The organism is Streptomyces sp. NPDC058864, from assembly GCF_042742985.1.
Lineage (GTDB): Bacteria > Actinomycetota > Actinomycetes > Streptomycetales > Streptomycetaceae > Actinacidiphila.
The window spans coordinates 134,017-158,848 of record NZ_JBHYMQ010000010.1 but is presented as its reverse complement, the minus strand read 5'-3'; the positions used below and the strand labels follow the sequence as shown (position 1 = coordinate 158,848).

18 protein-coding genes are annotated in these 24,832 nt (G+C 72.5%); 5 read left to right on the top strand and 13 right to left on the bottom strand.

Features of this window, described 5'->3' with window-relative positions; all coding sequences use genetic code 11:
• Positions 1 to 82: 82 nt before the first annotated feature.
• Complete coding sequence (locus tag ACFW3D_RS11095; RefSeq protein ID WP_500503735.1) at positions 83 to 1,270, top strand: PucR family transcriptional regulator; 1,188 nt, start codon at positions 83 to 85, stop codon at positions 1,268 to 1,270.
• Between the two features lie 139 nt (positions 1,271 to 1,409).
• Positions 1,410 to 2,717: a glycosyltransferase 87 family protein gene (locus tag ACFW3D_RS11090; protein WP_500503734.1), complete on the top strand. Its 1,308-nt coding sequence runs from the start codon at positions 1,410 to 1,412 to the stop codon at positions 2,715 to 2,717.
• On the opposite strand, the gene serA is transcribed toward ACFW3D_RS11090, so the two are convergent.
• From serA to ACFW3D_RS11060, 6 genes are all read right to left on the bottom strand, one after another.
• Positions 2,701 to 4,290: a phosphoglycerate dehydrogenase gene (gene serA, locus ACFW3D_RS11085; protein WP_500503733.1), complete on the bottom strand. Its 1,590-nt coding sequence runs from the start codon at positions 4,288 to 4,290 to the stop codon at positions 2,701 to 2,703. The two genes, ACFW3D_RS11090 and serA, sit on opposite strands and share 17 nt — an antisense overlap.
• 253 nt (positions 4,291 to 4,543) lie before the next feature.
• Positions 4,544 to 5,542, bottom strand: coding sequence for a ketol-acid reductoisomerase (gene ilvC, locus ACFW3D_RS11080; protein ID WP_500503732.1), 999 nt, complete (start codon positions 5,540 to 5,542; stop codon positions 4,544 to 4,546).
• Between the two features lie 77 nt (positions 5,543 to 5,619).
• Positions 5,620 to 6,147, bottom strand: a complete 528-nt coding sequence (ilvN, locus tag ACFW3D_RS11075) for an acetolactate synthase small subunit (protein ID WP_018563397.1) — start codon at positions 6,145 to 6,147, stop codon at positions 5,620 to 5,622.
• A 32-nt stretch (positions 6,148 to 6,179) separates the two neighbouring features.
• Entirely contained in the window at positions 6,180 to 8,057 is a 1,878-nt protein-coding gene (locus ACFW3D_RS11070) for an acetolactate synthase large subunit (RefSeq protein ID WP_500503731.1), read from the bottom strand.
• 212 nt (positions 8,058 to 8,269) lie between these two features.
• Complete coding sequence (locus ACFW3D_RS11065; RefSeq protein WP_500503729.1) at positions 8,270 to 11,119, bottom strand: putative bifunctional diguanylate cyclase/phosphodiesterase; 2,850 nt, start codon at positions 11,117 to 11,119, stop codon at positions 8,270 to 8,272.
• Between the two features lie 297 nt (positions 11,120 to 11,416).
• On the bottom strand, positions 11,417 to 12,370 hold the full coding sequence (locus ACFW3D_RS11060) for a 2-hydroxyacid dehydrogenase (RefSeq protein WP_500503728.1): 954 nt from the start codon (positions 12,368 to 12,370) through the stop codon (positions 11,417 to 11,419).
• Positions 12,371 to 12,426: 56 nt separating this feature from the next.
• On the opposite strand from ACFW3D_RS11060, the gene ACFW3D_RS11055 reads away from it, so the two are divergent.
• The 3 genes from ACFW3D_RS11055 (at position 12,427) to ACFW3D_RS11045 (ending at position 14,940) form a co-directional block, all read left to right on the top strand.
• Positions 12,427 to 13,419: an aldo/keto reductase gene (locus ACFW3D_RS11055; RefSeq protein ID WP_500503727.1), complete on the top strand. Its 993-nt coding sequence runs from the start codon at positions 12,427 to 12,429 to the stop codon at positions 13,417 to 13,419.
• Positions 13,420 to 13,542: 123 nt separating this feature from the next.
• Positions 13,543 to 14,748 carry a PQQ-dependent sugar dehydrogenase gene (locus tag ACFW3D_RS11050; RefSeq protein WP_500503726.1) on the top strand — a complete coding sequence of 402 codons (1,206 nt, stop codon included), beginning with the start codon at positions 13,543 to 13,545 and terminating at the stop codon, positions 14,746 to 14,748.
• Between the two features lie 21 nt (positions 14,749 to 14,769).
• Positions 14,770 to 14,940, top strand: a complete 171-nt coding sequence (locus tag ACFW3D_RS11045; RefSeq protein WP_500503725.1) for a DUF6191 domain-containing protein — start codon at positions 14,770 to 14,772, stop codon at positions 14,938 to 14,940.
• Between the two features lie 37 nt (positions 14,941 to 14,977).
• Here the strand turns inward: ACFW3D_RS11045 and ACFW3D_RS11040 are convergent, their stop codons facing one another.
• From ACFW3D_RS11040 to gatA, 7 genes are all read right to left on the bottom strand, one after another.
• Positions 14,978 to 18,025 (bottom strand): helix-turn-helix transcriptional regulator, encoded by a 3,048-nt coding sequence (locus ACFW3D_RS11040; protein ID WP_500503764.1) that lies wholly within the window; start codon positions 18,023 to 18,025, stop codon positions 14,978 to 14,980.
• A gap of 50 nt (positions 18,026 to 18,075) precedes the next feature.
• Positions 18,076 to 18,297 carry a hypothetical protein gene (locus tag ACFW3D_RS11035; RefSeq protein WP_500503723.1) on the bottom strand — a complete coding sequence of 74 codons (222 nt, stop codon included), beginning with the start codon at positions 18,295 to 18,297 and terminating at the stop codon, positions 18,076 to 18,078.
• Between the two features lie 182 nt (positions 18,298 to 18,479).
• Complete coding sequence (locus ACFW3D_RS11030; protein WP_500503721.1) at positions 18,480 to 19,106, bottom strand: hypothetical protein; 627 nt, start codon at positions 19,104 to 19,106, stop codon at positions 18,480 to 18,482.
• Positions 19,107 to 19,123: 17 nt separating this feature from the next.
• The gene (locus ACFW3D_RS11025; protein ID WP_500503720.1) at positions 19,124 to 21,322 is read right to left on the bottom strand and encodes an MMPL family transporter; all 2,199 of its coding nucleotides are present in this window, start codon (positions 21,320 to 21,322) and stop codon (positions 19,124 to 19,126) included.
• Positions 21,323 to 21,567: 245 nt separating this feature from the next.
• Positions 21,568 to 23,076, bottom strand: coding sequence for an Asp-tRNA(Asn)/Glu-tRNA(Gln) amidotransferase subunit GatB (gene gatB / locus ACFW3D_RS11020; protein WP_500503718.1), 1,509 nt, complete (start codon positions 23,074 to 23,076; stop codon positions 21,568 to 21,570).
• A gap of 24 nt (positions 23,077 to 23,100) precedes the next feature.
• Positions 23,101 to 23,340 carry a hypothetical protein gene (locus tag ACFW3D_RS11015; RefSeq protein WP_500366114.1) on the bottom strand — a complete coding sequence of 80 codons (240 nt, stop codon included), beginning with the start codon at positions 23,338 to 23,340 and terminating at the stop codon, positions 23,101 to 23,103.
• Complete coding sequence (gene gatA, locus ACFW3D_RS11010; RefSeq protein WP_500503716.1) at positions 23,337 to 24,830, bottom strand: Asp-tRNA(Asn)/Glu-tRNA(Gln) amidotransferase subunit GatA; 1,494 nt, start codon at positions 24,828 to 24,830, stop codon at positions 23,337 to 23,339. The genes ACFW3D_RS11015 and gatA overlap by 4 nt, the downstream gene beginning before the upstream one ends.
• Between the last annotated feature and the right edge of the window lie 2 nt (positions 24,831 to 24,832).

The window sequence follows — 24,832 nt, the reverse complement described above, 5'->3', positions numbered from 1 at the left end:
TTCACCTACCCCGCCCGCCATCGACAGCTGTCACGCATCCGATCGGCATCCCTCATACAGATGTATGAGGGAGAATGGCGGCGTGCGCGGTGACTACCAGGAGCTGGTCGACGAGGTCTCGGCGCTGCTCGGCGCCCCGGCGACCCTGGAGGACCGCGACTTCCGGCTGATCGCCTTCGGCGCGCACGACAGCGACGACGACAGCGCCATGGACCCGGTGCGCACCCGGTCGATCCTCACCCGCCGCTCCACCGCCGAGGTCCGCTCGTGGTTCGAGCGCTTCGGCATCGCCCGCGCCACGGCCCCGGTCCGCATCCCCGCCGCCCCCGACGCCGGGGTCTTCCGGCCCCGGCTGTGCCTGCCGGTGCGGCACGGGGGCGTCGTCCACGGTTACGTCTGGCTGCTGGACACCAGCGGGCACACCGACGCCCAGCTGACCGCCGCCATGGCGGTCGCGGCCCGCATCGGCGCGCTGCTGGCCGCGGAGTCCCGTGCGGGCGCCGACGCCGGCCGGGCCCTGGGCGACCTGCTCGGCTCCGTGCCCGGGCCCGGCCGCACGGCCGCCCGGGAGGCACTGCGGGCCGCGCTCGGCCCGGACGCGGACGAGGCCCACGCGGTGGTGTGCGTCCTGCCCTGGCCGGGCGGCGAGGACGGCGAGGCCCCGGGACCGCGCGGCGTGCCGGGCGCCGCCGCGCTGTGCCTGGTACCGCCGCAGGAGAGCACCGGCGAGACGCACCGGGAGCCCCCGGTCGCGGCGCTCGCCGCCCTGGTCCGGCTGCGCTCGGCGACGATGTCGGGGCCCGCGCTCACCGCCGCCGCACGGCTGATGGAGGGCAACGGCAAGGCGGCGGAGCCGGGCGCACGGGCCGGGATCAGCACCCCGCGCCAGGGGCTCGCCGAACTGCCCGAGGCATGGCACGAGGCCGTCTCCGCCGCCCGCGCCGCCCGCGCCCAGCCGAGGCTCGGGCGCACGGCGGAGTGGGACGCCATCGGCCCCTACCGGATGCTGGCCGCACTGCCCGCCGGCGGGGTGGACCCGGCGGTGCGCCCGCTGCTCGAGCCCTCGCACGCCGACCTCGCACGTACCGCCGAGGTGTACCTCGACCGTGCGGGGCAGGCCGGGCGCGCCGCCGCGGAGCTCCGGATACATCGGCAGACCCTCTACTACCGGCTGTCCCGCGTCGAGCGGCTGACCGGCCTCGACCTGGACGACGGGGAGGACCGGCTGCTGCTCCACATGGCCCTCAAGACGGCCGGGCTCGGGGACTGAAGGGACTGTTGCCGACCCGAGGGGGCACAAGTAACGTGGCGCGAGGCCTTGGGGGGCTTGATCGACACGCGTGGGACGCGGACGAACCGCGCGTCCGGCGCGGACACCGCGGATGGCGAAACAAGGGGATCGGGAACCGGTGACTCATTCCACGGACGCCCACGGACGCGAACGCCCAACGCTGTGGAGGACACCGCCGGCCGTCCCCGGCAGACCCCGCACCGACCGCAGACTGCTCCTCGCCGGACTGCTGCTGGTCGTGTCGCTGGCCGCCTTCACCGCGCTGTGCCTGTCGATGGCCGTGCCCATGGCCGACATGCAGGTCTACCGCGCCGAGGGCGCGGCCGTCGTCGACGGCACCGACCTGTACGGCTTCACCGTCACCGAGTGGAAGCTCCCGGCGACCTACCCGCCCTTCGCCGCGATGCTGTTCGTGCCCACGACCTGGCTGCCGGTGCCGCTGCTGAAGCTGGCCTTCATGGGCGGCAACCTGCTGCTGCTCGGGCTGCTCGCGCACCTGTCCTGCCGGGCGACGGGCTGGCCGCGAGCCCGCGGCTCGCGCTGGGTGGTGGTGCTCCTGGCCATGGCGCTCGGGCTGTGGCTGGAGCCGGTGTTCCAGACGATGCTCTACGGCCAGATCAACCTGCTGCTCGCCGTGCTGGTGCTGTGGGACCTGAGCAGGCCGGACGGCGCACGCGGCAAGGGCATCGCGATCGGGGTGGCGGCCGGTATCAAGCTCACCCCCGCGATCTTCGCCGTCTACCTGCTGCTGACCGGCCGCCGCAAGGAAGCCGCGGTCGCCGCCGCGGGCTTCGCCGGCACCACACTGCTGGGCGCGCTCGCGCTGCCGGGCGCCACGGTCGACTACTGGACCCGCTGCGTGTTCGACACCAGCCGCATCGGCAAGGTCTGGATCGTCGACAACCAGTCGCTGCAGGGCTTCGTCGCCCGGGTGCTGCACACCGCTCACCCCGGTGCGGTGTGGGCGGTCGCCGCGCTGCTCGTGGCCTGCGGGGGGCTCGCGGTCTCGGTGCGGATGGGCCGGCTGGGCCGGGAGGCCTGGGGCGTGGTCTGCTGCGCGGTGACGGCCCTGCTCATCACGCCGATCAGCTGGTCCCACCACTGGGTGTGGTGCGTGCCGATGCTGATCCTGCTCGCCGCCGAGGCGCCGCGCTGGGCGCTGCGGGTGACCGCGGTGGTCTTCCTGGCGCGCACGCTGTGGATCGTGCCGAAGGCCGGGGACCTCGATCTGCACCTGGCGTGGTGGCTGCAGCCCCTCGCCTCCCCCTACCCCGTGCTGGGCCTGGTCTTCCTGGCGGCTGTGGCGCTGCGCTTCCGGCCCGGCTCCCCCACGGTCGCGGCGCTGACGGCGAAGGGGCGGCCGGCCCGGATCGCCCGGGTCGGCCGCCCCCAGCGGAGCGAACCGGCGGTCAGCCCTCGAGATTGACCGCGCGGGCCGAGGTCGCGCCGATCTCCTCGGCGATCTCGGCCAGCACCGGCGCCGGGATGGCGGTGTCGACGGTCAGGGCGACCAGCGCCTCGCCGCCGGCCTGGTCGCGGGCGACCTGCATGCCCGCGATGTTGACGCCGGCTTCGCCCAGGATGCGGCCGATGGTGCCGACGACGCCGGGGCGGTCGGTGTAGCGCAGGAAGCCCATGTGGTCGGCGAAGACCAGGTCCACGTCGTCGTCGCCGACGGCGACGATCTTCTGGATGTGCTTGGGACCCGCCAGGGTGCCGGAGACGGACACCTCGGTGCCGTCCGAGAGGGTGCCCCGCACGGTGACCAGGTTGCGGTGGTCGGGCGACTCGCTGCTGGTGGTGAGGCGGACCTCGACTCCGCGTTCCTGCGCGAAGAGCGGGGCGTTGACGTAGCTGACGGTCTCGTCGACGACGTCCTCGAAGACGCCCTTGAGCGCGGAGAGCTCCAGCACCTTCACGTCGTGCTGGGTGATCTCGCCGCGCACCTCGACGTCGAGGCGGACCGCGACCTCGCCCGCGAGGGCGGTGAAGATACGGCCGAGCTTCTCGGCGAGCGGCAGGCCCGGGCGGACGTCCTCGGCGATGACCCCGCCCTGGACGTTGACCGCGTCCGGCACCAGCTCACCGGCGAGCGCGAGGCGCACCGAGCGGGCGACCGCGATGCCGGCCTTCTCCTGGGCCTCGTCGGTGGAGGCGCCCAGGTGCGGGGTGGCCACGACGTTGTCGAACTGGAAGAGCGGGGAGTCCGTGCACGGCTCCTTGGCGTACACGTCCAGGCCGGCGCCGCCGACCCGGCCCTCCTTGAGGGCCGCGAACAGCGCCTCCTCGTCCACGATCCCGCCGCGGGCGGCGTTGACGATGCGGACGTGCGGCTTGACCTTGCGCAGCGCCTCGTCGCCGATGAGGCCGACCGTCTCCGGGGTCTTCGGCAGGTGCACCGTGATGAAGTCCGAGACCTGCAGCAGCTCGTCGAGGCTGAGGATCTTCACACCCATCTGGGCGGCGCGCGCGGGCTGGATGTAGGGGTCGTACGCGACGATCTTCATCCCGAAGGCGGACATGCGCTGGGCCACCAGGGCGCCGATGCGGCCGAGGCCGACCACGCCGAGGGTCTTCTCGGCGAGCTCGACACCGGTGTACTTGTTGCGCTTCCACTCGCCCTGCTTCAGGGCCGCGTTCGCGGGTGCGATGTTGCGGGCGACGGAGATCAGCAGGCCGCAGGCGAGCTCCGCGGCGGTGACGATGTTGGAGGTCGGGGCGTTGACGACCATCACGCCGGCCTTGGTGGCGGCGGAGACGTCGACGTTGTCCAGGCCGACGCCCGCGCGGGCCACGACCTTCAGTTTGGGGGCGGCGGCAACGGCCTCGGCGTCCACCTTGGTGGCGCTGCGGATGAGAATGGCATCGACGTCGGTGATCGCGCTCAGGAGTTCGGCCCGGTCGGCACCGTTGCAGTGCCGGATCTCGAAGTCCGGACCGAGGGCCTCGACGGTGGCGGGCGAGAGCTCTTCAGCGATGAGTACGACGGGGTTGCTCACGTGAGTCCTCACTAGTCCCTGGTCTACGGCCGCGTCCCGACGGCCGAAGGCGGTGGAGAGGGATGGCATGCCGCGTGGAAGACGCACGACGCTGTGAGCCTGACGCGCTTGTTAATGGAGTGTATCGGCGGCGGGCCCGGCATCCTGCGCCAACGTGGAAGGATCACCCGCACGAGGGTGTACGGGGTGGCCAAAGCGGCCGGTCCCGGAGGCGCGGCGCCCCCGGGACCGTGTCGACCGCGGTGGGGAGGACTTACGCCTCCTCGTCCACCCAGCTCATGAGCTTGCGGAGCTTCTTGCCGGTGGTCTCCAGCAGGTGGTTCTCGTCGGCCTTCTTGTACTCGTTGTACCGGGGCAGGCCGGCGTTGTACTCGGCGATCCAGTTGTTGGCGAAGGAGCCGTCCTGGATCTCCGCGAGGACCTTCTTCATCTCCGCCTTGGTGGCGTCGGTGATGATGCGGGGACCGGTGACGTAGTCGCCCCACTCGGCGGTCTCGGAGATCGACCAGCGCATCTTCTCCAGGCCGCCCTCGTACATCAGGTCCACGATGAGCTTCAGCTCGTGCAGGCACTCGAAGTACGCGATCTCCGGCTGGTAGCCGGCCTCGGTCAGGGTCTCGAAACCGGCCTTGACCAGCGCCGCCGTGCCACCGCACAGCACCGCCTGCTCACCGAACAGGTCGGTCTCGGTCTCCTCGGTGAAGGTCGTCTTGATGACGCCCGCACGGGTGCCGCCGATGGCCTTGGCGTAGGACAGCGCGAGCGCGAAGCCGTTCCCGGTCGCGTCCTGCTCGACGGCCGCGATGCACGGGACGCCACGGCCCTCCTCGTACTGACGGCGCACCAGGTGGCCCGGGCCCTTGGGGGCGACCATGCACACGTCGACGCCGGCCGGGGGCTTGATGAAGCCGTAGCGGATGTTCAGGCCGTGTCCGAAGAACAGCGCGTCGCCGTCCTTCAGGTTGTCCTTCACGGACTCCTCGTAGACCCGCGCCTGGATCGGGTCCGGGACCAGGATCATGATGACGTCGGCCTCGGCGGCGGCCTCGGCGGGGGTCACCACGCGCAGGCCCTGCTCCTCGGCCTTCGCCTTGGACTTGGAGCCCTCGTGCAGGCCGACGCGCACATCGACCCCGGAGTCGCGCAGCGACAGCGCGTGCGCGTGGCCCTGGCTCCCGTAGCCGATGACCGCGACCTTGCGGCCCTGGATGATGGACAGGTCGGCATCGTCGTCGTAGAACAGCTCGGCCACTTCGGGTCTCTCCTTGGGGATCTGGGGGGTTGCCCACACACTACGTCCGCGGGCCGGGATCAAGTCTGGGGGTCTCGCTATGCGGTCCGGTCGAGGGCGCGCAGAGAGCGGTCGGTGATCGAGCGTGCACCCCGGCCGATCGCGATCGTGCCGGACTGGACGAGCTCCTTGATGCCGAAGGGCTCCAGCATCTTCAGCATGGCCTCGAGCTTGTCCGCGCCGCCGGTGGCCTCGATGGTGACCGCCTCGGGCGAGACGTCCACGGTCTTGGCGCGGAACAGCTGGACGATCTCCACGATCTGGGAGCGGGACTCGTTGTCGGCGCGCACCTTCACCAGGACCAGCTCGCGCTGGACGGCGGCGGACGGCTCCAGCTCCACGATCTTCAGGACGTTGACCAGCTTGTTCAGCTGCTTGGTCACCTGCTCCAGCGGGAGGTCCTCGATCACGTTCACCACGATGGTGATGCGGGAGATGTCGGCGTGCTCGGTGGTGCCCACGGCGAGGGAGTCGATGTTGAAGCCACGGCGGGAGAACAGGGCGGTGATCCTGGCCAGGACACCGGGCTTGTTCTCCACCAGGACGGAGAGCGTGTGCTTGGACATGTCGTGTCGTTCCTCTGCTTCTCTCTCGGTCCTCAGTCGTCCGCGGCGTCGCCGAAGTCGGGGCGGACGTCGCGGGCGGCCATGATCTCGTCGTTGGAGGTGCCGGCGGCGACCATCGGCCACACCATGGCGTCCTCGTGGACGATGAAGTCCACGACGACCGGGCGGTCGTTGATGGCGTTGGCCTTCTCGATGACCTCGTCCAGCTCGTCCGGGGACTCGCAGCGCAGGCCGACGCAGCCCATGGCCTCCGACAGCTTGACGAAGTCCGGGACGCGGGTGCCGGCCGGCGGGGTCTCGCTGACGCCCTGGTGGGAGCCGCGGCCCGCGTTGGTCTCACCGGCGTGCAGGACGGTGTTGGAGTAGCGCTCGTTGTAGAAGAGCGACTGCCACTGCCGGACCATGCCCAGGGCGCCGTTGTTGATGATGGCGACCTTGATCGGGATGTTGTTCAGCGCGCAGGTGACCAGCTCCTGGTTGGTCATCTGGAAGCAGCCGTCGCCGTCGACCGCCCACACCGTCGCGCCGGGGCGGCCGGCCTTGGCGCCCATGGCGGCGGGGACGGCGTAGCCCATCGTCCCGGCGCCGCCGGAGTTGAACCAGGTGTTGGGCCGCTCGAAGGAGATGAACTGCGAGGCCCACATCTGGTGCTGGCCGACGCCGGCCGCGAAGAGGGTGCCCTCGGGGGCCAGCTCGCCGATCCGCTGGATGACCTGCTGCGGGGACAGGCTGCCGTCGGCGGGCAGGTCGTAGCCGAGCGGGTAGGTGTCGCGCAGCCCGCCCAGCAGCTTCCACCAGTCGGCGTAGTCGCCGCGGCGGCCCGCGTCGTGATCGGCCTGGACGGCGACGATCAGGTCGGCGATGACCTCGCGGGCGTCACCGACGATCGGGACGTCGGCGACGCGGTTCTTGGAGATCTCGGCCGGGTCGATGTCGGCGTGCACGATCTTGGCGTACGGGGCGAAGGAGTCGAGCTTGCCGGTGACGCGGTCGTCGAAGCGGGCGCCGAGGGCCACGATCAGGTCGGCCTTCTGCAGGGACGCCACGGCGGAGACCGAGCCGTGCATGCCGGGCATGCCGACATGCTGGGGGTGGCTGTCGGGGAACGCGCCCAGCGCCATCAGGGTGGTGGTGACCGGGGCGCCGGTCAGCTCGGCCAGGATGCGCAGCTCGCCGGTGGCGCGGGCCTTGAGGACGCCGCCGCCGACGTACAGGACGGGGCGCTTGGCCTCGTTGATCAGCCGGGCGGCCTCGCGGATCTGCTTGGCGTGCGGCTTGGTGACCGGGCGGTAGCCGGGCAGGTCGGTGGTGGGCGGCCAGGAGAACGTGGTCTGCGACTGGAGGGCGTCCTTGGCGATGTCGACCAGGACCGGGCCGGGGCGGCCGGTGGACGCGATGTGGAAGGCCTCGGCGATGGTGCGCGGGATCTCGTCCGCGTCGGTGACGAGGAAGTTGTGCTTGGTGATCGGCATCGTGATGCCGCAGATGTCCGCCTCCTGGAAGGCGTCGGTGCCGATCGCCTTGGAGGCCACCTGGCCGGTGATCGCCACGATGGGGACCGAGTCCATGTGGGCGTCGGCGATCGGCGTGACCAGGTTGGTGGCGCCCGGGCCGGAGGTCGCCATGCAGACGCCGACCTTGCCGGTGGCCTGCGCGTAGCCGGTGGCGGCGTGGCCGGCTCCCTGCTCGTGCCGGACGAGGACGTGGCGCACCTTCGAGGAGTCCATGAGCGGGTCGTACGCGGGGAGGATCGCACCACCCGGGATGCCGAACACGGTGTCGGCGCCGACCGCCTCGAGAGAGCGGATGAGGGACTGGGCGCCCGTGACGCGCTCGGCGGGAGTGGGCTGCGGCGCGGCGCCGCGGGCCCGCGGCTGCGGGTGGTGGGCCCCGGTGGCCTGCTCGGTCATCTGGTTCTCATCTCTCAGGAGTTTGAGGGTGGAGAGGGCGGTATGTCTGGATCCCAGGCAACAAAAAACCCCTCGTGCCGGGAGGCAAGCGAGGGGAGCGCGTCGGTGCGTTCCACGAGGCGGTCAGGGGCCCCGGGTCAGCCGACGCGCTTTCCAAGTACGAGAATTCGGGTGCGCATGGGACTGACCTTCCTCCTCGCGAGCGGGGAGTGTCAAGCGGGTGGGACGGGCGTCTCATTATTTGAGCGTAGCTCGTCCGCCTTCCGCGTGCCGCGCGCGGAGAGCCCCCTGCCGTTCAGCGGCCTCGGCCCGCCGGGCACGGGGTAGCTCCCGCGGGTCAGCGAGGTGCGCAGCCGCCGCTCGTCCAGCGGTCCCGAGAACGCCATGCCCTGACCGTGGGTGCAGTTCATCTCGCGCAGGGCCAGCACCTGCTCCGGGCGGTCCACGCCCTCGGCCACCGAGCGGATCCCGAGGTCCTCGGCGATGCGCAGCAGCCCCGCGGTGATCTTCCGCAGCCGCGTGGACTCCACGACACCCTCGGTGAGCCCCCGGTCCAGCTTGAGCACGTCGACCGGGAGCCGCCGCAAGGCGTCCATGGGCGCGTAGCCGCTGCCGAAGCCCTCCAGGGCGATGTGCACCCCGAGCCGGCTCAGCGCCGTCAGCCGCCGCTCCAGCTCGTCCAGGGAGATCCGCGGGTCCTGGTCGGCGATCTGCAGGACGAGGGAGTCCGGCGGCAGCCCGTGCCGTTCGAGCAGCGCCTCGACGTCCTTGGTGGGCAGCTCGCGGTGCATCAGGCGCCGGGTGGACAGCCGTACGGCGACGGGCACCGGGCAGCCCGCGGCCCGCCGCAGCGCGGCCTGGCCGACCGCCTCCTCCAGCAGCCAGCGGGCCAGCTGCGCGGTGCGGTCGGTGTCCTCGGCGACGCGAAGGAACTCGGCGGGGGTGAAGAGGATGCCCTGGGCGGAGCGCCAGCGGGCCTGCGCCTCGACCGCCGTCACCTCGCCGGTGCCGAGGTCGACCACGGGCTGGTGGAGCAGGGCGAACTCGCCGTCCCGCAGGGCCGTGCGCAGCCGTCCCGCGAGCTCGGCGCGGCGCACCACCTCGGCCTGCATGGCGGGCGCGTACATCTCGACCCGGCCCTTGCCGGCCTGCTTGGCCCGGTACATCGCCAGGTCGGCGTTGCGCAGCAGCTCGCCGGCGCTGACCCCGGGGTCGGCGAAGGCCACGCCGATGCTGGCGGCCACCCGCACCTCGGTGCCGTCCACCCGGTAGGGCTCGGAGAGGGCGGCGCGGAGCCGGTCGGCGACCTCGTGGACCTGGTACTCGCGCAGATGACGGTCGGCGCTGGTGCCGCAGATGAGGGCGGCGAACTCGTCACCGCCCAGGCGCGCGGCGGTGTCGCCGGCGCGCACCGATTCCTGCAGGCGCCGCGCCGCCTGGACGAGGAGCTCGTCGCCGGCCTGGTGGCCGACCGTGTCGTTGACCGCCTTGAAGCCGTCCAGGTCGATGAAGAGCACGGCCGTGGTGCCGGTGTCCCCGTCGCCGGCCCGGCGGCCGCCGATGGCCTGGCGGATCCGTTCGGTGAACAGGGCCCGGTTGGGCAGGTCGGTGAGGGGGTCGTGATCGGCGTTGTGCTGCAGCTGGGCCTGGAGCCGGACCCGCTCGGTGACGTCGCGGCTGTTGAAGATCAGGCCGCCCTGGTGACGGTTGACGCTCGACTCGACGTTGAGCCAGCTGCCGTCCCCGTGCCGTATGCGGCACTCGATGCGGGTGGCGGGTTCCTCGGCCGCGTGGGCGGCCAGGAAGCGGCGTACCTCGTGCACCACCCGGCCGAGGTCCTCGGGGTGGATGTGGGTGGCGAACTCGGTGCCGACCCACTCCTCCGGGTCGCAGCCGTACACGCCCTTGGCGGCGGGGCTGACGTAGCGCAACACGCCGGTCGGCGAGGCGATCATGATGACGTCGCTGGAGCCCTGCACGAGCGACCGGAAGTGGTTCTCCTTCTGGGCCAGCTCCTGGGTGAGGGCCATGTTGTCCAGCAGCATGATGCCCTGCCGCACGACCAGGGCGAGCACGACGGTGCAGCCGGTCAGCAGCACCACCCGGTCGCTCTTGCGGCCGTCGATGACGTTGTAGAGGATGCCGAGCACGCAGACCGCGGCGGCCAGGTACGGGGTCAGTGCCGCCAGCGAGCCGCTCACCCGGCGGCCCTGCTCCTGCTGCCGCTCGGCGGTCCCCCGCTCGGCCGTGACCCGCTCGGCGGTGTCGCGCTCACCGACCCAGGGTGCGTAGGCGAGCAGCATGCTGCCGGCGAACCATCCGGCGTCCAGGATCTGGCCGGAGCTGTAGTGCTCGCGGAGCAGGGGCGAGGTGAACAGCGCGTCGCACAGCACGGTGAGGGCGAGCGAGGCGATGGCGGTGTTCACCGCCGCCCGGTTGGCCGAGGATCGCCGGAAGTGCAGCGCCAGCACCATGCTCACCAGCATGATGTCCAGCAGCGGGTACGCCAGGGACAGGGCGATCCGCGCGGTGCTGCGGCCCTCCCACAGGGCTGTCTGGGCCAGGGCCAGGGTCCAGGAGAGGGTCAGCAGGGAGCCGCCGATGAGCCAGGCGTCCAGTCCGAGGCAGACCCAGCCGGCCCGGGTGACCGGCCGTTTGGCGAGCACCAGCAGCCCGATGATCGCGGGAGGGGCGAAGAGCAGGAAGCAGAAGTCGGCGACCGAGGTACGCGGCACCTGGCCGCGGAGCACGACCTCGTACCAGCCCCAGATGCCGTTGCCGAGCGCCACCATGGCGGAGGAGACCGCGAACAGCGCCCACGCGGGGCGGTAGCGGTCGGTGGCGGCCCTGCGGACGTAGACCAGGCAGGAGACGGACGCGGCCAGCGCGGCCGCGGAGAGCCCGAAGTCGCCCATGACCAGGGCCAGCCCGGTGGAGCCCCAGCCGAAGGCCGCCCCGACGGCGTAGCCGCCGCAGAGCACGGCCAGCAGCATCTGGGGCAGCAGGCCCGTCCGGCTGCCCGGCGCGGAGGCCTGCGAGAGGACCGCACCGGGCGCGCTCACGGTGTCGTCCCGTGGAACCGTGAGCGTCCCCGGCACGGTGTGCCGTGGTCCAGCGTCGGATGCTTTCTCCATTGGCCGTACATCGCCCGTCGCCCCCCATCAAGTCCTGAGTCGTCCCACGCCCGTTCGCGGCTCGCCGAGCCACGCCGGTCGTGTTCCCCCAGTGCGGGACGATACACCAGTTCAGTCACTCAGGGACATAGTTCCTCTACACAGCGTGACCACGCGTAGCGTCCTGCCCCACGCGTGGGACACCCGGTGCCAGGGCACGGTTCAGGCGGCTGGGTGGTCAGGTGGTCAGGTGGTCAGGACGACGTTCGCGAGTTCCTGGCCGGCCGCGAAGCGGCGCAGTTGCTCTCGGAGCAGCCGCTTGGCCCTGGGCAGGAAGGCGGAGGTGCTGCCGCCGACGTGCGGGCTGATCAGGACGCCCGGCGCATGCCACAGAGGGTGCCCCGGAGGCAGTGGCTCCGGATCGGTGACATCGAGTGCCGCCTGGAGGCGGCCGGCCTCGAGCTCCGCGAGGAGGGCCTTGGTGTCCGCCACGGGGCCGCGGGCCACGTTCACCAGCAGGGCCCCGTCCTTCATCCCGGCCAGGAACCGGGCGTCGGCCAGATGGCGGGTGTCCGGGGTGAGCGGGGTCGACAGGACGACGACGTCCGGCTGCGGCAGCAGCCGGGGCAGGTCCCCCAGCGCGTGCACCGGGCCGTGCGGGGAGCGCCGGGCCAGCCGCGCGACCCGTGTGACGTGGCACTCGAAGGGGGTGAGCCGGTCCTCGATCGCGGCGCCGATCGATCCGTAGCCGACGATGAGCACCTGCTTGTCGGCGAGGGCCGGGTAGAAACCGGCATGCCATTCCTCGGCGTCCTGGCCGCGTACGAAGCGGGGGATGCCGCGCAGGGCCGCCAGGGTGAGGGCGACGGCCAGTTCGGCGGTGCTGGCCTCGTGCACCCCGCGGGCGTTGCACAGCCGCACCCCTGGAGGGAGCTGCCCCAGGTACGGCGTGACGTGGTCGACGCCGGCGCTGAGGGTCTGCACGACCCCGACCCCGGACATGCGGGGCAGCGGACGGCCGGCGACCTCCGGACCCTTCATGTAGGGCACCACGTAGAACGCGGCGTCGGCGGGGTCGGCCGGAAACTCCTCGTCGCCGTCCCAGAAGAGGTAGTCGAGTTCGGCGGGGAGCCCTTCGACGTCCTCCGCGGGGATCGGGAGCCAGACCGTGGGGCGGTGGTTCCGGGTGATGTCAGCCATGGTCAGGAGGCTATGGCACAGTGGGGCGGCGCGAGAGGTCAGCGGAGGTCAGCCAGGTGGAGCGCAGGACGGTCGGATCGGCGGCTCTGGAGGTGGGCGCCGTCGGTCTGGGATGCATGCCGATGAGCTGGGCCTACACGGCGTCCCGGCAGGACGGCGAATCGTCACTGCGGGCCGTGCACGCGGCGGTCGACCACGGCACGACGCTGCTGGACACCGCCGACATGTACGGGCCGTTCACCAACGAGCTGCTGCTGGGGCGGGTGCTGAGGGAGCGTCGGCGGGAGGTCCTCGTCTCCACCAAGTGCGGGCTGCTCGTCGGTGAGCAGCACCTGGTGGCCAACGGCCGCCCCTCGTACGTGAGGCGGGCCTGCGACGCGTCGCTGCGGCGGCTGCAGACCGATGTGATCGACCTCTACCAGCTGCACCGCGCCGACCCCGAGGTCCCGGTCGAGGAGACGTGGGGCGCGATGGCGGAACTGGTCGCTGCCGGCAAGGTGCGCGCGCTGGGGTGGTGCGCGGTGGGCGCCCGGGCGGCACGGCGCGCGGGCGCGGGGATGTACGACGAGACGCTGCGGCAGTTGCGCCGCGCCCAGCAGGTCTTCCCGGTGAGCTGCGTGCAGGCCGAGCTGTCGGTGTGGTCGCCCGAGGCGCTGGCCGAGCTGCTGCCCTGGTGCACGCAGCGAGGGATCGGTTTCATGGCCGCGATGCCGCTCGGCAACGGCTTCCTGACGGGCACGCTCACCCCGGGCCAGGGCTTCGAGCCGGACGACGTACGGGCCCGCCATCCCCGGTTCACGGCCGAGATGATGGCCGCCAACCAGCCCATCGTCGCGGGGCTGCGCCGGGTCGCCGAGGTGCACGGGGCGACGCCCGCGCAGGTCGCGCTGGCGTGGGTGCTGGCCCAGGGGCCGCAGGTCGTGCCGATCCCCGGGGCGAAGCGGCAGCGGTGGACGGTGGAGAACGCCGGGGCCGCGGAACTGCGGTTGACCGACGAGGACTTCGCGGAGATAGCGGGGCTGCCGCCGGCACGGGGCTCCTGGGACTGAGGACACCGGCGGGAGGGGTGCGGCCGCTGGGATCCGGGGGAGCCGGGGGACCGGCGCGGCTGCGCGAAATCCCCGGTGCGCGGCGGGAACTTCGAACGGCCGGGCGGTGTAGTGATGAATGTGATGTTCTTGGAGTCCGAGCCGGAGAACCCCCGGGAGGCAAGCGTGGGACGCCGTGCCGCCGTCGTGACCGCCGCGCTGGCCGGTGCCGCGCTGCTCGCCACCGGCTGTTCCCCGGACGGCGGTTCCGCCCCGGCTCCCCCGGCCTCCGCCGCCTCCTCCGCCGCCACGTCGGCGCCGGCCTCCGGCGGCGGTGACGAGCCCCCGGCCCCGGCGAAGGGCACCGCGGAGGTGACCGGCACGGTCGCGACCGGGCTCACCACCCCGTGGGGTGTGGCCCTACTGGCCGAAGGCGATCTGCTGGTGGCCTCGCGGGACACCGGAGGGATCGTCCGGGTGGCCGCGGGCAGCGGCCGCACGACGCGCGTCGGCACGGTGCCCGGGGTCTCCTCGGGCGGCGAGGGCGGCCTGCTGGGACTCGCCGTCTCGCGGGACTTCGCCACCGACCACCTGGTGTACGCCTACTTCACCACCGACTCCGACAACCGCATCGCGCGCATGCTCTACGAGCCGGCCAAGCCCGCCGGGGAGCAGCTGGGCGCGCCGGACACGATCCTGCGCGGCATCCCGCACGGCGCCATCCACAACGGCGGGCGGATCGCCTTCGGCCCCGACGGCATGCTCTACGCCGGCACGGGCGAGAGCGGCGAACGGGGCCTGGCGCAGGACAAGAAGTCCCTGGGCGGCAAGATCCTGCGGATGACGCCCGACGGCGAGCCCGTGCACGGCAATCCCGAGGCGGACTCCGTCGTCTACTCCTACGGGCACCGCAATGTGCAGGGACTGACCTGGGACAGCCGGGGGAGGCTGTGGGCCGCGGAGTTCGGGCAGGACACCTGGGACGAGCTCAATCTGATCGAGCCGGGGAAGAACTACGGCTGGCCGGTCGTGGAGGGCCTCGCCCACCGCGACGGCTACGCGGACCCGGTCGCGCAGTGGCGCACCGACGACGCCTCGCCCAGCGGCATCGCCTACGCGGACGGCTCGATCTGGATGGCCTCGCTGCGCGGCGCCCGCCTGTGGCGGATCCCGCTGGCCGGTACCAAGGCCGCGGCCGACCCGCAGGCGTTCCTCGTCGGCGAGTACGGCCGGCTCCGCACCGTCGTCGCCGATCCGGACGGCGGACTGCTGCTGACCACCAGTAACACCGACGGCCGCGGCGAGCCCCGCAAGGGCGACGACCGGATCCTGCGGCTGCGGGTGAGCTGACCGACGACAAACGGGGGTGCGATGTTCAACGCGCTGGACGAGCTGTTCGCTCCGGGCCGCAGGCACGCCGAGGACGAACGCAACCGCCTGGAGCTGGTGCGGGACGAGGAGGGCGACGCGGATCCCGGCCGGGGCCCGGTCGACCTGGACTCCGGCACCGTCCTGATACGCCCGCCCCGGGCAGACGGCTAGGTCGTGTCGTCCGCCCGCCGGTCGCGGCGGGCGGGGTTCAGCCCGGCTGCCCGGAGAACAGGCGCAGCCGGTGGGCGAGGGCGGCCGCCTCGCCGCGGCCCGAGACGCCGAGCTTGGCGAGGATGTTGGAGACGTGCACGCTGGCGGTCTTCGGCGAGATGAACAGCTCCTCCGCGATACGGCGGTTGGTGTAACCGGCGGCGACCCGGCGCAGCACCTCGCGCTCGCGCGCGGTCAGGCCGAAGGGCTCGGGCTCTGCGGCCGCTTCGGGAGCGGCGGCCGCCGCCGGCTCCTCCAGCGGAAGCCGGCCCCGCCGGGCGAGCAGCCGGACGGCGTCGCGCAGCGGGACGGCGCCGAGGGAGTCGGCGACCTCGCACGCCTGGCGCAGCAGGCCGGCCGCGCGGTCGCGGGCGCCGGGTTCGTGCAGGGCGAGCAGGGCCTCGGCGTGCCGGAGCCGTACCAGGGCGAGCGGGTACGGGCGGTCGAGGGCGGCGTAGGCCTCCTCTGCGGCGGCCCAGGGCCCGGGGTCCGTGCTCCCGTCGGCGCGCAGCAGTTCGGCCTCGACCAGCAGGGCGTGGGCGGCCCACACCGGGGACAGCCGGGGCAGCCGGCCCGCCGCCTTGCGGATGAGGGCGAGCATCTCGGGTCGTCCGGTCTCCGCTCCGGGCAGCCCCAGGGCGTCCGCCTCCAGGGCCGCCGCGGTGTGCAGCATGGGCCAGACGTAGCGGTGGAACGCGGGCGGGAAACCGGCTTCGAGGGCGACCCGTACCGCGGCCCGGGCCTCCAGGAAGCGTCCGCGTCCGGCGGCGACGGCGATGGTCAGATGGCGCAGCGGCAGGGTGTTCTGCGGCTGGTGGTCCCGGGGGCCCAGATGGTCCCGGGCCGCGGCGACCTCGGCCTCGGCGCGGTCGTACTTTCCGCGCAGCACGGCGAGATGGGCCAGCAGCGTCGCCGCCCAGCCGAGGTACAGGGCGTGGTTGGTGTTCTCCCGGCCGCGCACGGCGACCTCGGCGGCCTCGTCCCAGCGGCCGAGGGCGAGCAGCGACTCGGCCTGGTTGGCGGAGGCGAAGGTGGCGCCGTCGCGCAGCCCGTGGCGGGTGGCGCTCTCCACTCCCCTGCGGGCCACCGCGATCGCCTCCTCCGAGCGGCCCACGGCCTCCAGCAGGGCGGCCAGGTTGGCGTCGGTGTTCACGGTGAGGTTGCCGTACCGGGCGGCGGCGGCCCGTTCGCGGGCGGCCTCCAGTTCGGCGATGCCGGCGTCGGCGTCACCGGCGTCGGCGAGCAGGATGCCGAGGGTCACCCGGGCGTGGAGCTCGGTCTCCTCGGCGCCGACCAGCCGGGCCAGTTCGATGGCGCGTTCCGCCGTGGCGATGCTGTCCGGCCCCGGGTCGTGCATCATGTCCCAGCCGGCCGCGCTCTCCAGCACCTCGGCGTGGACCGGTGACGGCGGCAGGCCGCGGACGAGTTCCTGGGCCTCGGCGATCTCCGCCCAGCCGTCGCCCCGGCCCATGGCGACCATCAGCCGGGAGCGCTGGATCCAGAACCAGGCGGCGCGCAGCGGGTCGCCGGAGCGCTCCAGCAGGCGCAGCGCCCGCTTGGTGACCTCGTAGGCGCCCTCGCGGTCGGCGCTGAGACGCGCGGCCACCGTCGTCTCGGCGAGCAGGTCCATGTACTGCAGGGGCTTGCTGCCCGGGTCGCAGCCGCAAGGGGGGAACACCTCGACGTAGTCGACCGGCCGCAGTTCCTCGCGCACGTCCGCGGGGGTGTCGTCCCACAACTCCAGGGCGCGTTCGAGGAGCCGGTGCTGTTCGGCGTAGGCGTGCCGGCGCCGCGCCTCGACGGAGGCGCCCAGCACGGCGGGCAGCGCCTTGGCGGGCTCGTGGGCGTGGTACCAGTAACTGGCGAGCCGGGCCGGGAGTTCGTCGGCCGGCACCAGACCGGGGTCGGCCTCCAGGGCCCGCGCGTAGCGGCGGTTGATGCGGCTGCGCTCGCCGGGCAGCAGGTCGTCGCCGACGGCCTCGCGGACCAGCGAGTGCCGGAAGCGGTAGCCGTCGCCGTCGTCGGTGGGCAGCAGGATCTTGGCGCCCACGGAAGAGCGCAGTGCCTCGATGAGCTCGTCCTCGCCGAGCCCGGCGACGGCCTCCAGCAGCCGGTACTCGACGGCGGAGCCGCCCTCGGCGACGACGCGGGCGACGCGCTGCGCGGTCTCGGGCAGTGTCTCGACACGGACCAGCAGCAGGTCGCGCAGGCTGTCACTGAGTCCGGTGCGGCAGCCCTGGGTGATGCTGCAGGCGAGTTCCTCGACGAAGAAGGGGTTGCCGTCGGAGCGGCCGAAGACCCGGTCGACGAGGCTCGGGGAGGGCTCGGCGTCGAGGATGCCGGCGACCTGGGCGCGGACCTCGGCGCGGTTGAAGCGGGACAGTTCCAGGCGCGCGACGGAGCGCATCCGGTCGAGCTCGGCGAGGAAGGGCCGCAGCGGATGGCGGCGGTGGATGTCGTCGGAGCGGTAGGTGGCCAGGACGACGAGCCGGCCGCGGGAGAGCGAGCGCAGCAGGTAGCCGAGGAGTTCACGGGTCGAGCGGTCGGCCCAGTGCAGGTCCTCCAGGGCGACGACGAGCGTGCGCTCCTCCGAGAGCCGTTCCAGCAGCCGCGAGGTGAGCTCGAAGAGCCGTGCGCGGCCGTGCTCGTCGCGCTGGTCGGCGAGGGGGTCGGGGCCGTCCGTCCCGCCCAGTCCGGGCAGCAGGCGGGCGAGTTCGGCCTCGCTGCCGGCGGCCGCGGCGACCAGTTCGTCGCCGAACCGGCGGTGCAGGGCGCGCAGGATCGTCGCGACGGGGGCGAACGGCAGTCCGTCGGCGCCGATCTCCACGCAGGCGCCGACGGCGGTCACGGTCGGCGGTCCGTCCTGGGCCGCGGCGAGGAACTCCTCGACGAGCCGGGTCTTCCCGACGCCGGCCTCGCCGCCGATCACCAGCGCCTGCGGCTCGCCCGCGTGGGCGCGGGCGAGCGCGGAGGTGAGGCGGGTCAGTTCGCGGCTGCGTCCGACGAACACCGGGCTGACCGACTGGTTCTGCACGTTCCCGAGCATCGCACGGGGCCCTGACGGCGCGGTACCGGTTTCCACCGGCACCACGGTGCTCATCCGGTGGCCCTCAGCCGCCGGGTGAGCCGGCCGGCGTTCCTTCCGTGCCGCCTTCCCTCGTCCTGGTCGGCGGCGGTCACACGGCGGTCGCCGGCGGTGCGGGCGGCCTGGCGGGCTGCCTTGCGGGCCTGCCGGGCCTGGTGGGCCAGGCGGTACTCGGCGGCCTCGCGCAGCAGTTGCTCCGTCCGTTCGCGGCCCAGCAGTTCGTGCGTGTACATCTGTTGCTCCTCGGGTTCGGGACCGATGGTCCGGAGTCGTCTGCTCCGTGCCATCAGCCTCGTCCCCAAGGGGGGTGGGCCACATCGGGCAACCGCCCAGGCTTCGGGGGTGCGGATGCCTTAGGCCGCGCGGCGGACCGCTCAGATCCTCGGGGAACCGCGCGGCCCCCTCCTCGAAGGCCTCAGCCGCCGGACGAGACCGGGGCCTCGGCCACGCTCGGCAGACCGCCGAAGAGGTCGAACCACGTACCGGCCGCGACGAACAGCCCGAGCGCGCCGAGGGCGAGACCGCCCCAGGCGACGGCACGCACCCAGGGTGCGGCGTTCCGTCCGGCGAGGAGTACCGCGGCGAGGACCACGAGGGCGGTCAGCGCGCAGATGCCGTTGACGGCCGCCGTGGTGTGCCAGGGAGCGCCGTATATCTGCTCTATCTGCTGGGCGGCGGTGCCGGAGGAGGTGTTGATCTGCCCGGTCAGCTGCCGCCGTTCGGCCAGTACGGTGCCGAGCCAGGTGCCGGTGAGGGACGCGAGGCCGAGGGCGGCGCCGACGACGGCCGCGGCACCCGGAACGACCCCGGCGGGGGTGGCGGCGTGGGGCGCCTCGACGGGCTCCGGCTCGTCCGGGTCATCGGACTCGTCGGACTCGTTGAGGTCGAGCGGCTCTTCACCGGCCGCGGCGGGCGCGGTGCCGGGCGTGGTCGCGTCCGTCGCGCCGCCGTCCCCGGTCCGGTCGGGCTCGGCGTCCGCGGCGGGTGCGGTGTCCGCGGCGGGTCCGGTGTCCGCCGCTCCGTGGGTCTTGGTGGTCTCCATGGGCGGCAACCGTACGGTCAGATTCTGAGAGCCTTCTGAGAGCCGGGCTCCTCCGCGGCGACAGCCGGGGGCTCCGCCGGTCCCTCGATGCAGATCCTCGGCAGCCGGCGCTCCAGCCACCGGGGCAGCCACCAGTTCCAGTCGCCCATCATGTGCATCAGCGCCGGTACGAGCAGCGTCCGCAGGACGAAGGCGTCGAGCGCGACGGCGGCCGCCAGGCCGATGCCGAACATCGCGATCACGCGGTCGCCGCTGAGCACGAAGGCCAGGAAGACGGAGACCATGATGACCGCGGCGGAGTTGATCACGCGGCTGGTCTCGGCGAGGCCGACCCGGACCGCGCGGCGGTTGTCACCGGTCTCGCGCCACTCCTCGTACATGCGGCTGACGAGGAAGACCTGGTAGTCCATGGAGAGCCCGAAGAGCACCGAGACCATGATCACGGGCAGGAAGGGCTCGATCGGGCCGGCCGCCCCCAGCCCCAGCAGCTCGCTCCCCCAGCCCCATTGGAAGATCGCTACCACGATGCCGAAGGACGAGGCGACGGCGGCGACGTTCATGACCGCGGCCTTGAGCGGGATGCCGAAGCTGCGGAAGGCCAGCAGCAGGAGCACGCAGCCCAGACCGATGACGGAGCCCACGAAGAGCGGCAGCTTGCCGACGATCACCGAGGCGAAGTCCGCGTAGCCCGCGGTGACGCCGCCGACGTACACCTCCAGGGAGGTGCCCTCGGTGGCCTCGGGGATGACGTCCTCACGCAGGTGGGTGACGAGCCGGTCGGTGGCCTGGTCCTGCGGGGAGGTGGTGGGGACGACGTCGATGACGTCCAGCCCGCTGCCGTGCTGTGCCTGCTCCATGTGCACCGCGGCGACGCCCTCGGTGCGGCCGAGGACGACGGTGAGCTGCTCCAGGGCCGCACGGTCGGCGGCGTCGCCGGACTTGGCGACCAGTTGCAGCGGGCCGTTGAAGCCCGGCCCGAAGCCCTCGGAGAGCATGTCGTACGCCTGGCGGGTGGTGGTGCCCGCGGCGCTGTTGCCCTGGTCGGAGGCGCCCAGGTGGAGGGAGGTCGTCGGCACGGCCAGCACGAGCATGACGACGGCGGCGATCGCGCCCAGGATCTTGGGGTGCCGTTCGACAAAGGCGGACCAGCGGGCCGCGAACCCGGTCGGCAGTTCGGGCGACGGCCCGTGCTCGACGAGCCGGCGCCGCTCCCGGCGGCTGAGCGCCTTCATGCCGATGGTGCCCAGCAGCGCGGGCAGCAGCGTCACCGAGGCGGCGACGGTGAGGATCACGGTGAGGGACGCGGCGATCGCGACGCCGTTGAGGAAGGACAGCCGCAGGATCAGCATGCCCAGCAGGGCCACGCAGACCGTGCCGCCGGCGAAGACCACCGCCCTGCCGGTCGTGGCGACCGCCTTCTCGGCGGCCTCCCGCACCGGCAGGCCCTGTTTCAGGCCTCTGCGGTGGCGGGTGACGATGAACAGGGCGTAGTCGATGCCGACGCCCAGGCCGATGAGCAGTCCGAGCATCGGCGCGAAGTCGGCGACCCTGATCAGGTGGCCGAGCAGTTCGATCGCCATGTACGCGGTGCCGACGCTGACCAGCGCGGTGATGATCGGCATGAACATCGCGAAGAGCGAGCCGAAGGCCACCAGCAGCACCACGGCCGCGACGGCGACGCCCACGACCTCGCTCATGTGCCCGCCGCCGCCCTCGGTGAGCGCGATGGCGCCGCCGCCCAGGGCGACCTGGGTGTTGCCGTCGGCGGCGGCCCGTGCGGTGTCGACGACCTTCTGCACCTGGTCGGCGTGCAGGTCGTCCGAGGGCCTGTCGAACATCACGGTCGCGTAGGCGGTGTGCCCGTCCTGGCTGATCTGCGCGGCGCCCTCGGTGCTGTAGGGACTGGTCACCGAGGCGACCCCGGGGAGTCCGGCCACCTCGTCCAGCGCGCCGGTCAGCCGCTCCCTGACGGAGGCGACGCCGACGGTTCCCTTGTCGGTGTGCCAGACGATCGTGTCGCTGTCGCCCGCCGAGCCCGGGAAGGCCTCCTTCAGCAGGGCGGTGGCCTTGCTGGAGTCGGTGCCCTTGATGTCGTAGTCGTTGGAGTAGGCGGACCCGGCGACCAGGGCGGCCGTGGACAGGCCGAGGAGGGCGACGAGCCACAGCAGGACGACGGCCAGACGGCGGTCGAGGCACCAGCGGGCGAGTGCAGCCATTGCTCTCCCTGGGGTTGCGCGGATCTTTCAGGCCGGGGAAGAGCCCGCAAAGAACACAACACGTACGTCCTCGACTGAACCAGGAAGAAAAGATCGTTGGCCGCATTCGTGCGCTTAATCACACCCCGTGAGGGGAATTTATCTCGCCCTTACAAGCGGCGGACCTGCGACGACGCGCAAGGGGCGGGCTCCCTGACCGGGAGCCCGCCCCTTGAGTGCCTACCGGCCGTGACGGCCGTGCCGGATCAGCCCTGGACGCCCAGCTTCTCCAGCACGAGCTCGCGCACGCGCTTGGCGTCGGCCTGACCGCGGGTGATCTTCATGACGGCGCCGATGAGCGCGCCCGCCGCGGCGAGGTTGCCACCGCGGATCTTGTCCGCGACGGCCGCGTTGGCCGCGATGGCCTCGTCGACGGCCGCGCCCAGCGCGCCCTCGTCCGAGACGACCTTCAGCCCGCGCTTCTCGACGACCTCGTCCGGCTCGCCCTCGCCGGCCAGCACGCCCTCGATGACCTGGCGGGCCAGCTTGTCGTTGAGCGAGCCCTCGGCCACCAGTGCCGCAACCCGGGCCACCTGGGCCGGGGTGATGGGCAGGGCGGTCAGTTCCACGCCGTCCTCGTTGGAGCGGCGGGCCAGCTCGCCCATCCACCACTTGCGTGCGGCGGCCGCGTCGGCGCCCGCCTCCATGGTGGCGACGATCGGGTCGATCGCACCGGCGTTGAGCACCGACTGCATCTCATGGTCGGAGATGCCCCACTGCTCCTGCAGACGCCCACGGCGCACCCGCGGGAGCTCCGGCAGGCCGGCCCGCAGCTCCTCGACCCACTCACGGGCCGGGGCGACGGGGACGAGGTCGGGCTCCGGGAAGTACCGGTAGTCCTCCGCCTCCTCCTTGATGCGGCCGGAGGTGGTGGAGCCGGTGTCCTCGTGGAAGTGCCGGGTCTCCTGGACGATCGTGCCGCCGGAGGAGAGCACGGCCGCGTGCCGCTGGATCTCGAAGCGGACGGCCCGCTCGACGCTGCGCAGCGAGTTCACGTTCTTGGTCTCGCTGCGGGTGCCGAACTTCTCCCGGCCGATGGGGCGCAGCGACAGGTTGACGTCGCAGCGCATCTGGCCCATCTCCATGCGGGCCTCGGAGACGCCGAGCGCCTTGATCAGCTCGCGCAGTTCGGTGACGTACGCCTTGGCGACCTCGGGCGCGCGCTCGCCGGCGCCCTCGATCGGCTTGGTGACGATCTCGATCAGCGGGATGCCGGCCCGGTTGTAGTCCAGCAGCGAGTGCGAGGCGCCGTGGATGCGGCCGGTGGCACCGCCCACGTGCGTGGACTTGCCGGTGTCCTCCTCCATGTGGGCGCGCTCGATCTCCACGCGGAAGACCTCGCCGTCCTCCAGCTGCACGTCGAGGTAGCCGTTGAAGGCGATCGGCTCGTCGTACTGGGAGGTCTGGAAGTTCTTCGGCATGTCCGGGTAGAAGTAGTTCTTCCGGGCGAAGCGGCACCACTCGGCGATCTCGCAGTTGAGCGCGAGGCCGATCTTGATGGCGGACTCGACGCCGGTCGCGTTGACGGCCGGCAGAGCGCCGGGCAGGCCCAGGCACACCGGGCACACCTGGCTGTTCGGCTCGGCGCCCAGCGCCGTCGAACAGCCGCAGAACATCTTCGTCTTGGTGCCGAGCTCGACGTGGACCTCGAGGCCCATCACCGGGTCATAGGACGCGAGCGCGTCCTCGTACGACACCAGGTCCGTGACGGTCACAGTTCGATACCTCTCAGTTCCCCGTCAGGATGACAGCACGTCGTCGTCGCCGAGCCGGCGCAGCTGGCGGAGCAGCAGGGCGACGCCGGTGGCGATCGCCGCGGCGCTGACCACCGCGTCGATCAGCAGCAGCGTGTCGCTGTCCGCGCGGCCCCGCTTCATCTGCCGTGCCACACCGACCGCGCCGAAGAGCGTCGTGCCGATCGACAGGTACGTGCCGGACTTGCTCTTCTTGAAGCCTTTGGCCTTCTCGAGCTTGCTCACAGGATCGGTGCCTCCTCCAGCAGCGGGTGGCCCCAGCGTGCGGTGAACGCCGCCTCGACGGCCGCACCGACACGGTAGAGGCGGTCGTCGGCCATGGCCGGGGCGATGATCTGCAGACCGACCGGGAGCCCGTCCTCGGAAGCGAGGCCGCAGGGCACGGACATGGCGGCGTTGCCCGCCAGGTTGGCCGGGATGGTGCACAGGTCGGCGAGGTACATCGCCATCGGGTCGTCCACGCGCTCGCCGATCGGGAACGCGGTGGTGGGGGTGGTCGGCGAGATCACCACGTCGACCTGCTGGAAGGAGCGCTCGAAGTCCCGCGAGATCAGGGTGCGGACCTTCTGGGCGCTGCCGTAGTACGCGTCGTAGTAGCCGGAGCTGAGCGCGTACGTGCCGAGCATAATGCGGCGCTTGACCTCGGGGCCGAAGCCGGCCTCGCGGGTGAGGGCGGTGACGTCCTCCGCGCTGCGGGTGCCGTCGTCGCCGACCCGCAGGCCGTAGCGCAGGCCGTCGAACCGGGCCAGGTTGGACGAGCACTCGGAGGGGGCGATCAGGTAGTACGCGGCGAGCGCGTACTCGAAGGACGGGCAGGACAGTTCGACGACCTCGGCGCCGAGTTCGCGCAGCAGCTCGACGGACTCGTTGAACCGCTCCATGACGCCGGGCTGGTAGCCCTCGCCCGCGAACTCCTTGATGACGCCGACCCGCAGGCCCTTGACGTCGCCGTTGCGCGCGGCCTCGACGACCGGCGGGACGGGGGCGTCGATGGAGGTGGAGTCCATCGGGTCGTAGCCCGCGATGACCTCGTGCAGCAGCGCCGCGTCCAGCACGGTGCGGGCGCAGGGGCCGCCCTGGTCCAGGGAGGAGCTGAAGGCGACCATGCCGTAGCGGGAGACCCCGCCGTAGGTGGGCTTGACGCCGACCGTGCCGGTCACGGCGGCCGGCTGGCGGATGGAGCCGCCGGTGTCGGTGCCGATGGCCAGCGGGGCCTGGAAGGAGGCCAGGGCGGCGGAGGAACCGCCGCCGGAGCCGCCGGGGATGCGGGTGAGGTCCCACGGGTTGCCGGTCGGGCCGTAGGCGCTGTTCTCGGTGGAGGACCCCATGGCGAACTCGTCCATGTTGGTCTTGCCGAGGATGACGATGCCGGCCTGCTTGAGGCGGGCGGTCAGCGTCGCGTCGTACGGCGGGATCCAGCCTTCGAGGATCTTGGAGCCGACGGTCGTCGGGATGCCCTTGGTGGTGAAGATGTCCTTCAGCGCCAGCGGGACGCCCGCGAGCGGGCCGAGCTTCTCGCCGGCGGCACGCTTGTCGTCGACGGCCCTGGCCGCCTTCAGGGCGCCCTCGGTGTCGACGTGCAGGAAGGCGTGGACCTTCTCGTCGACGGCGGCGATGCGGTCCAGGTGGGCCTGGGCCACCTCGACGGCGGAGGTCTCGCCGGAGGCAACGGCGGCGGCGGTCTGTGCGGCGGTGAGCCTGGTCAGATCGGTCATCG

Coding starts and splice junctions, on each gene's coding strand:
- ACFW3D_RS11040 (WP_500503764.1), bottom strand. CDS start 18,025: ATGCTCGGGAACGTGCAGAACCAGTCGGTCAGCCCGGTGTTCGTCGGA.
- ilvN (WP_018563397.1), bottom strand. CDS start 6,147: ATGTCCAAGCACACGCTCTCCGTCCTGGTGGAGAACAAGCCCGGTGTC.
- ACFW3D_RS11070 (WP_500503731.1), bottom strand. CDS start 8,057: ATGACCGAGCAGGCCACCGGGGCCCACCACCCGCAGCCGCGGGCCCGC.
- ACFW3D_RS11025 (WP_500503720.1), bottom strand. CDS start 21,322: ATGGCTGCACTCGCCCGCTGGTGCCTCGACCGCCGTCTGGCCGTCGTC.
- ACFW3D_RS11045 (WP_500503725.1), top strand. CDS start 14,770: ATGTTCAACGCGCTGGACGAGCTGTTCGCTCCGGGCCGCAGGCACGCC.
- ACFW3D_RS11060 (WP_500503728.1), bottom strand. CDS start 12,370: ATGGCTGACATCACCCGGAACCACCGCCCCACGGTCTGGCTCCCGATC.
- ACFW3D_RS11035 (WP_500503723.1), bottom strand. CDS start 18,297: ATGTACACGCACGAACTGCTGGGCCGCGAACGGACGGAGCAACTGCTG.
- gatA (WP_500503716.1), bottom strand. CDS start 24,830: ATGACCGATCTGACCAGGCTCACCGCCGCACAGACCGCCGCCGCCGTT.
- ACFW3D_RS11030 (WP_500503721.1), bottom strand. CDS start 19,106: ATGGAGACCACCAAGACCCACGGAGCGGCGGACACCGGACCCGCCGCG.
- ACFW3D_RS11050 (WP_500503726.1), top strand. CDS start 13,543: ATGTTCTTGGAGTCCGAGCCGGAGAACCCCCGGGAGGCAAGCGTGGGA.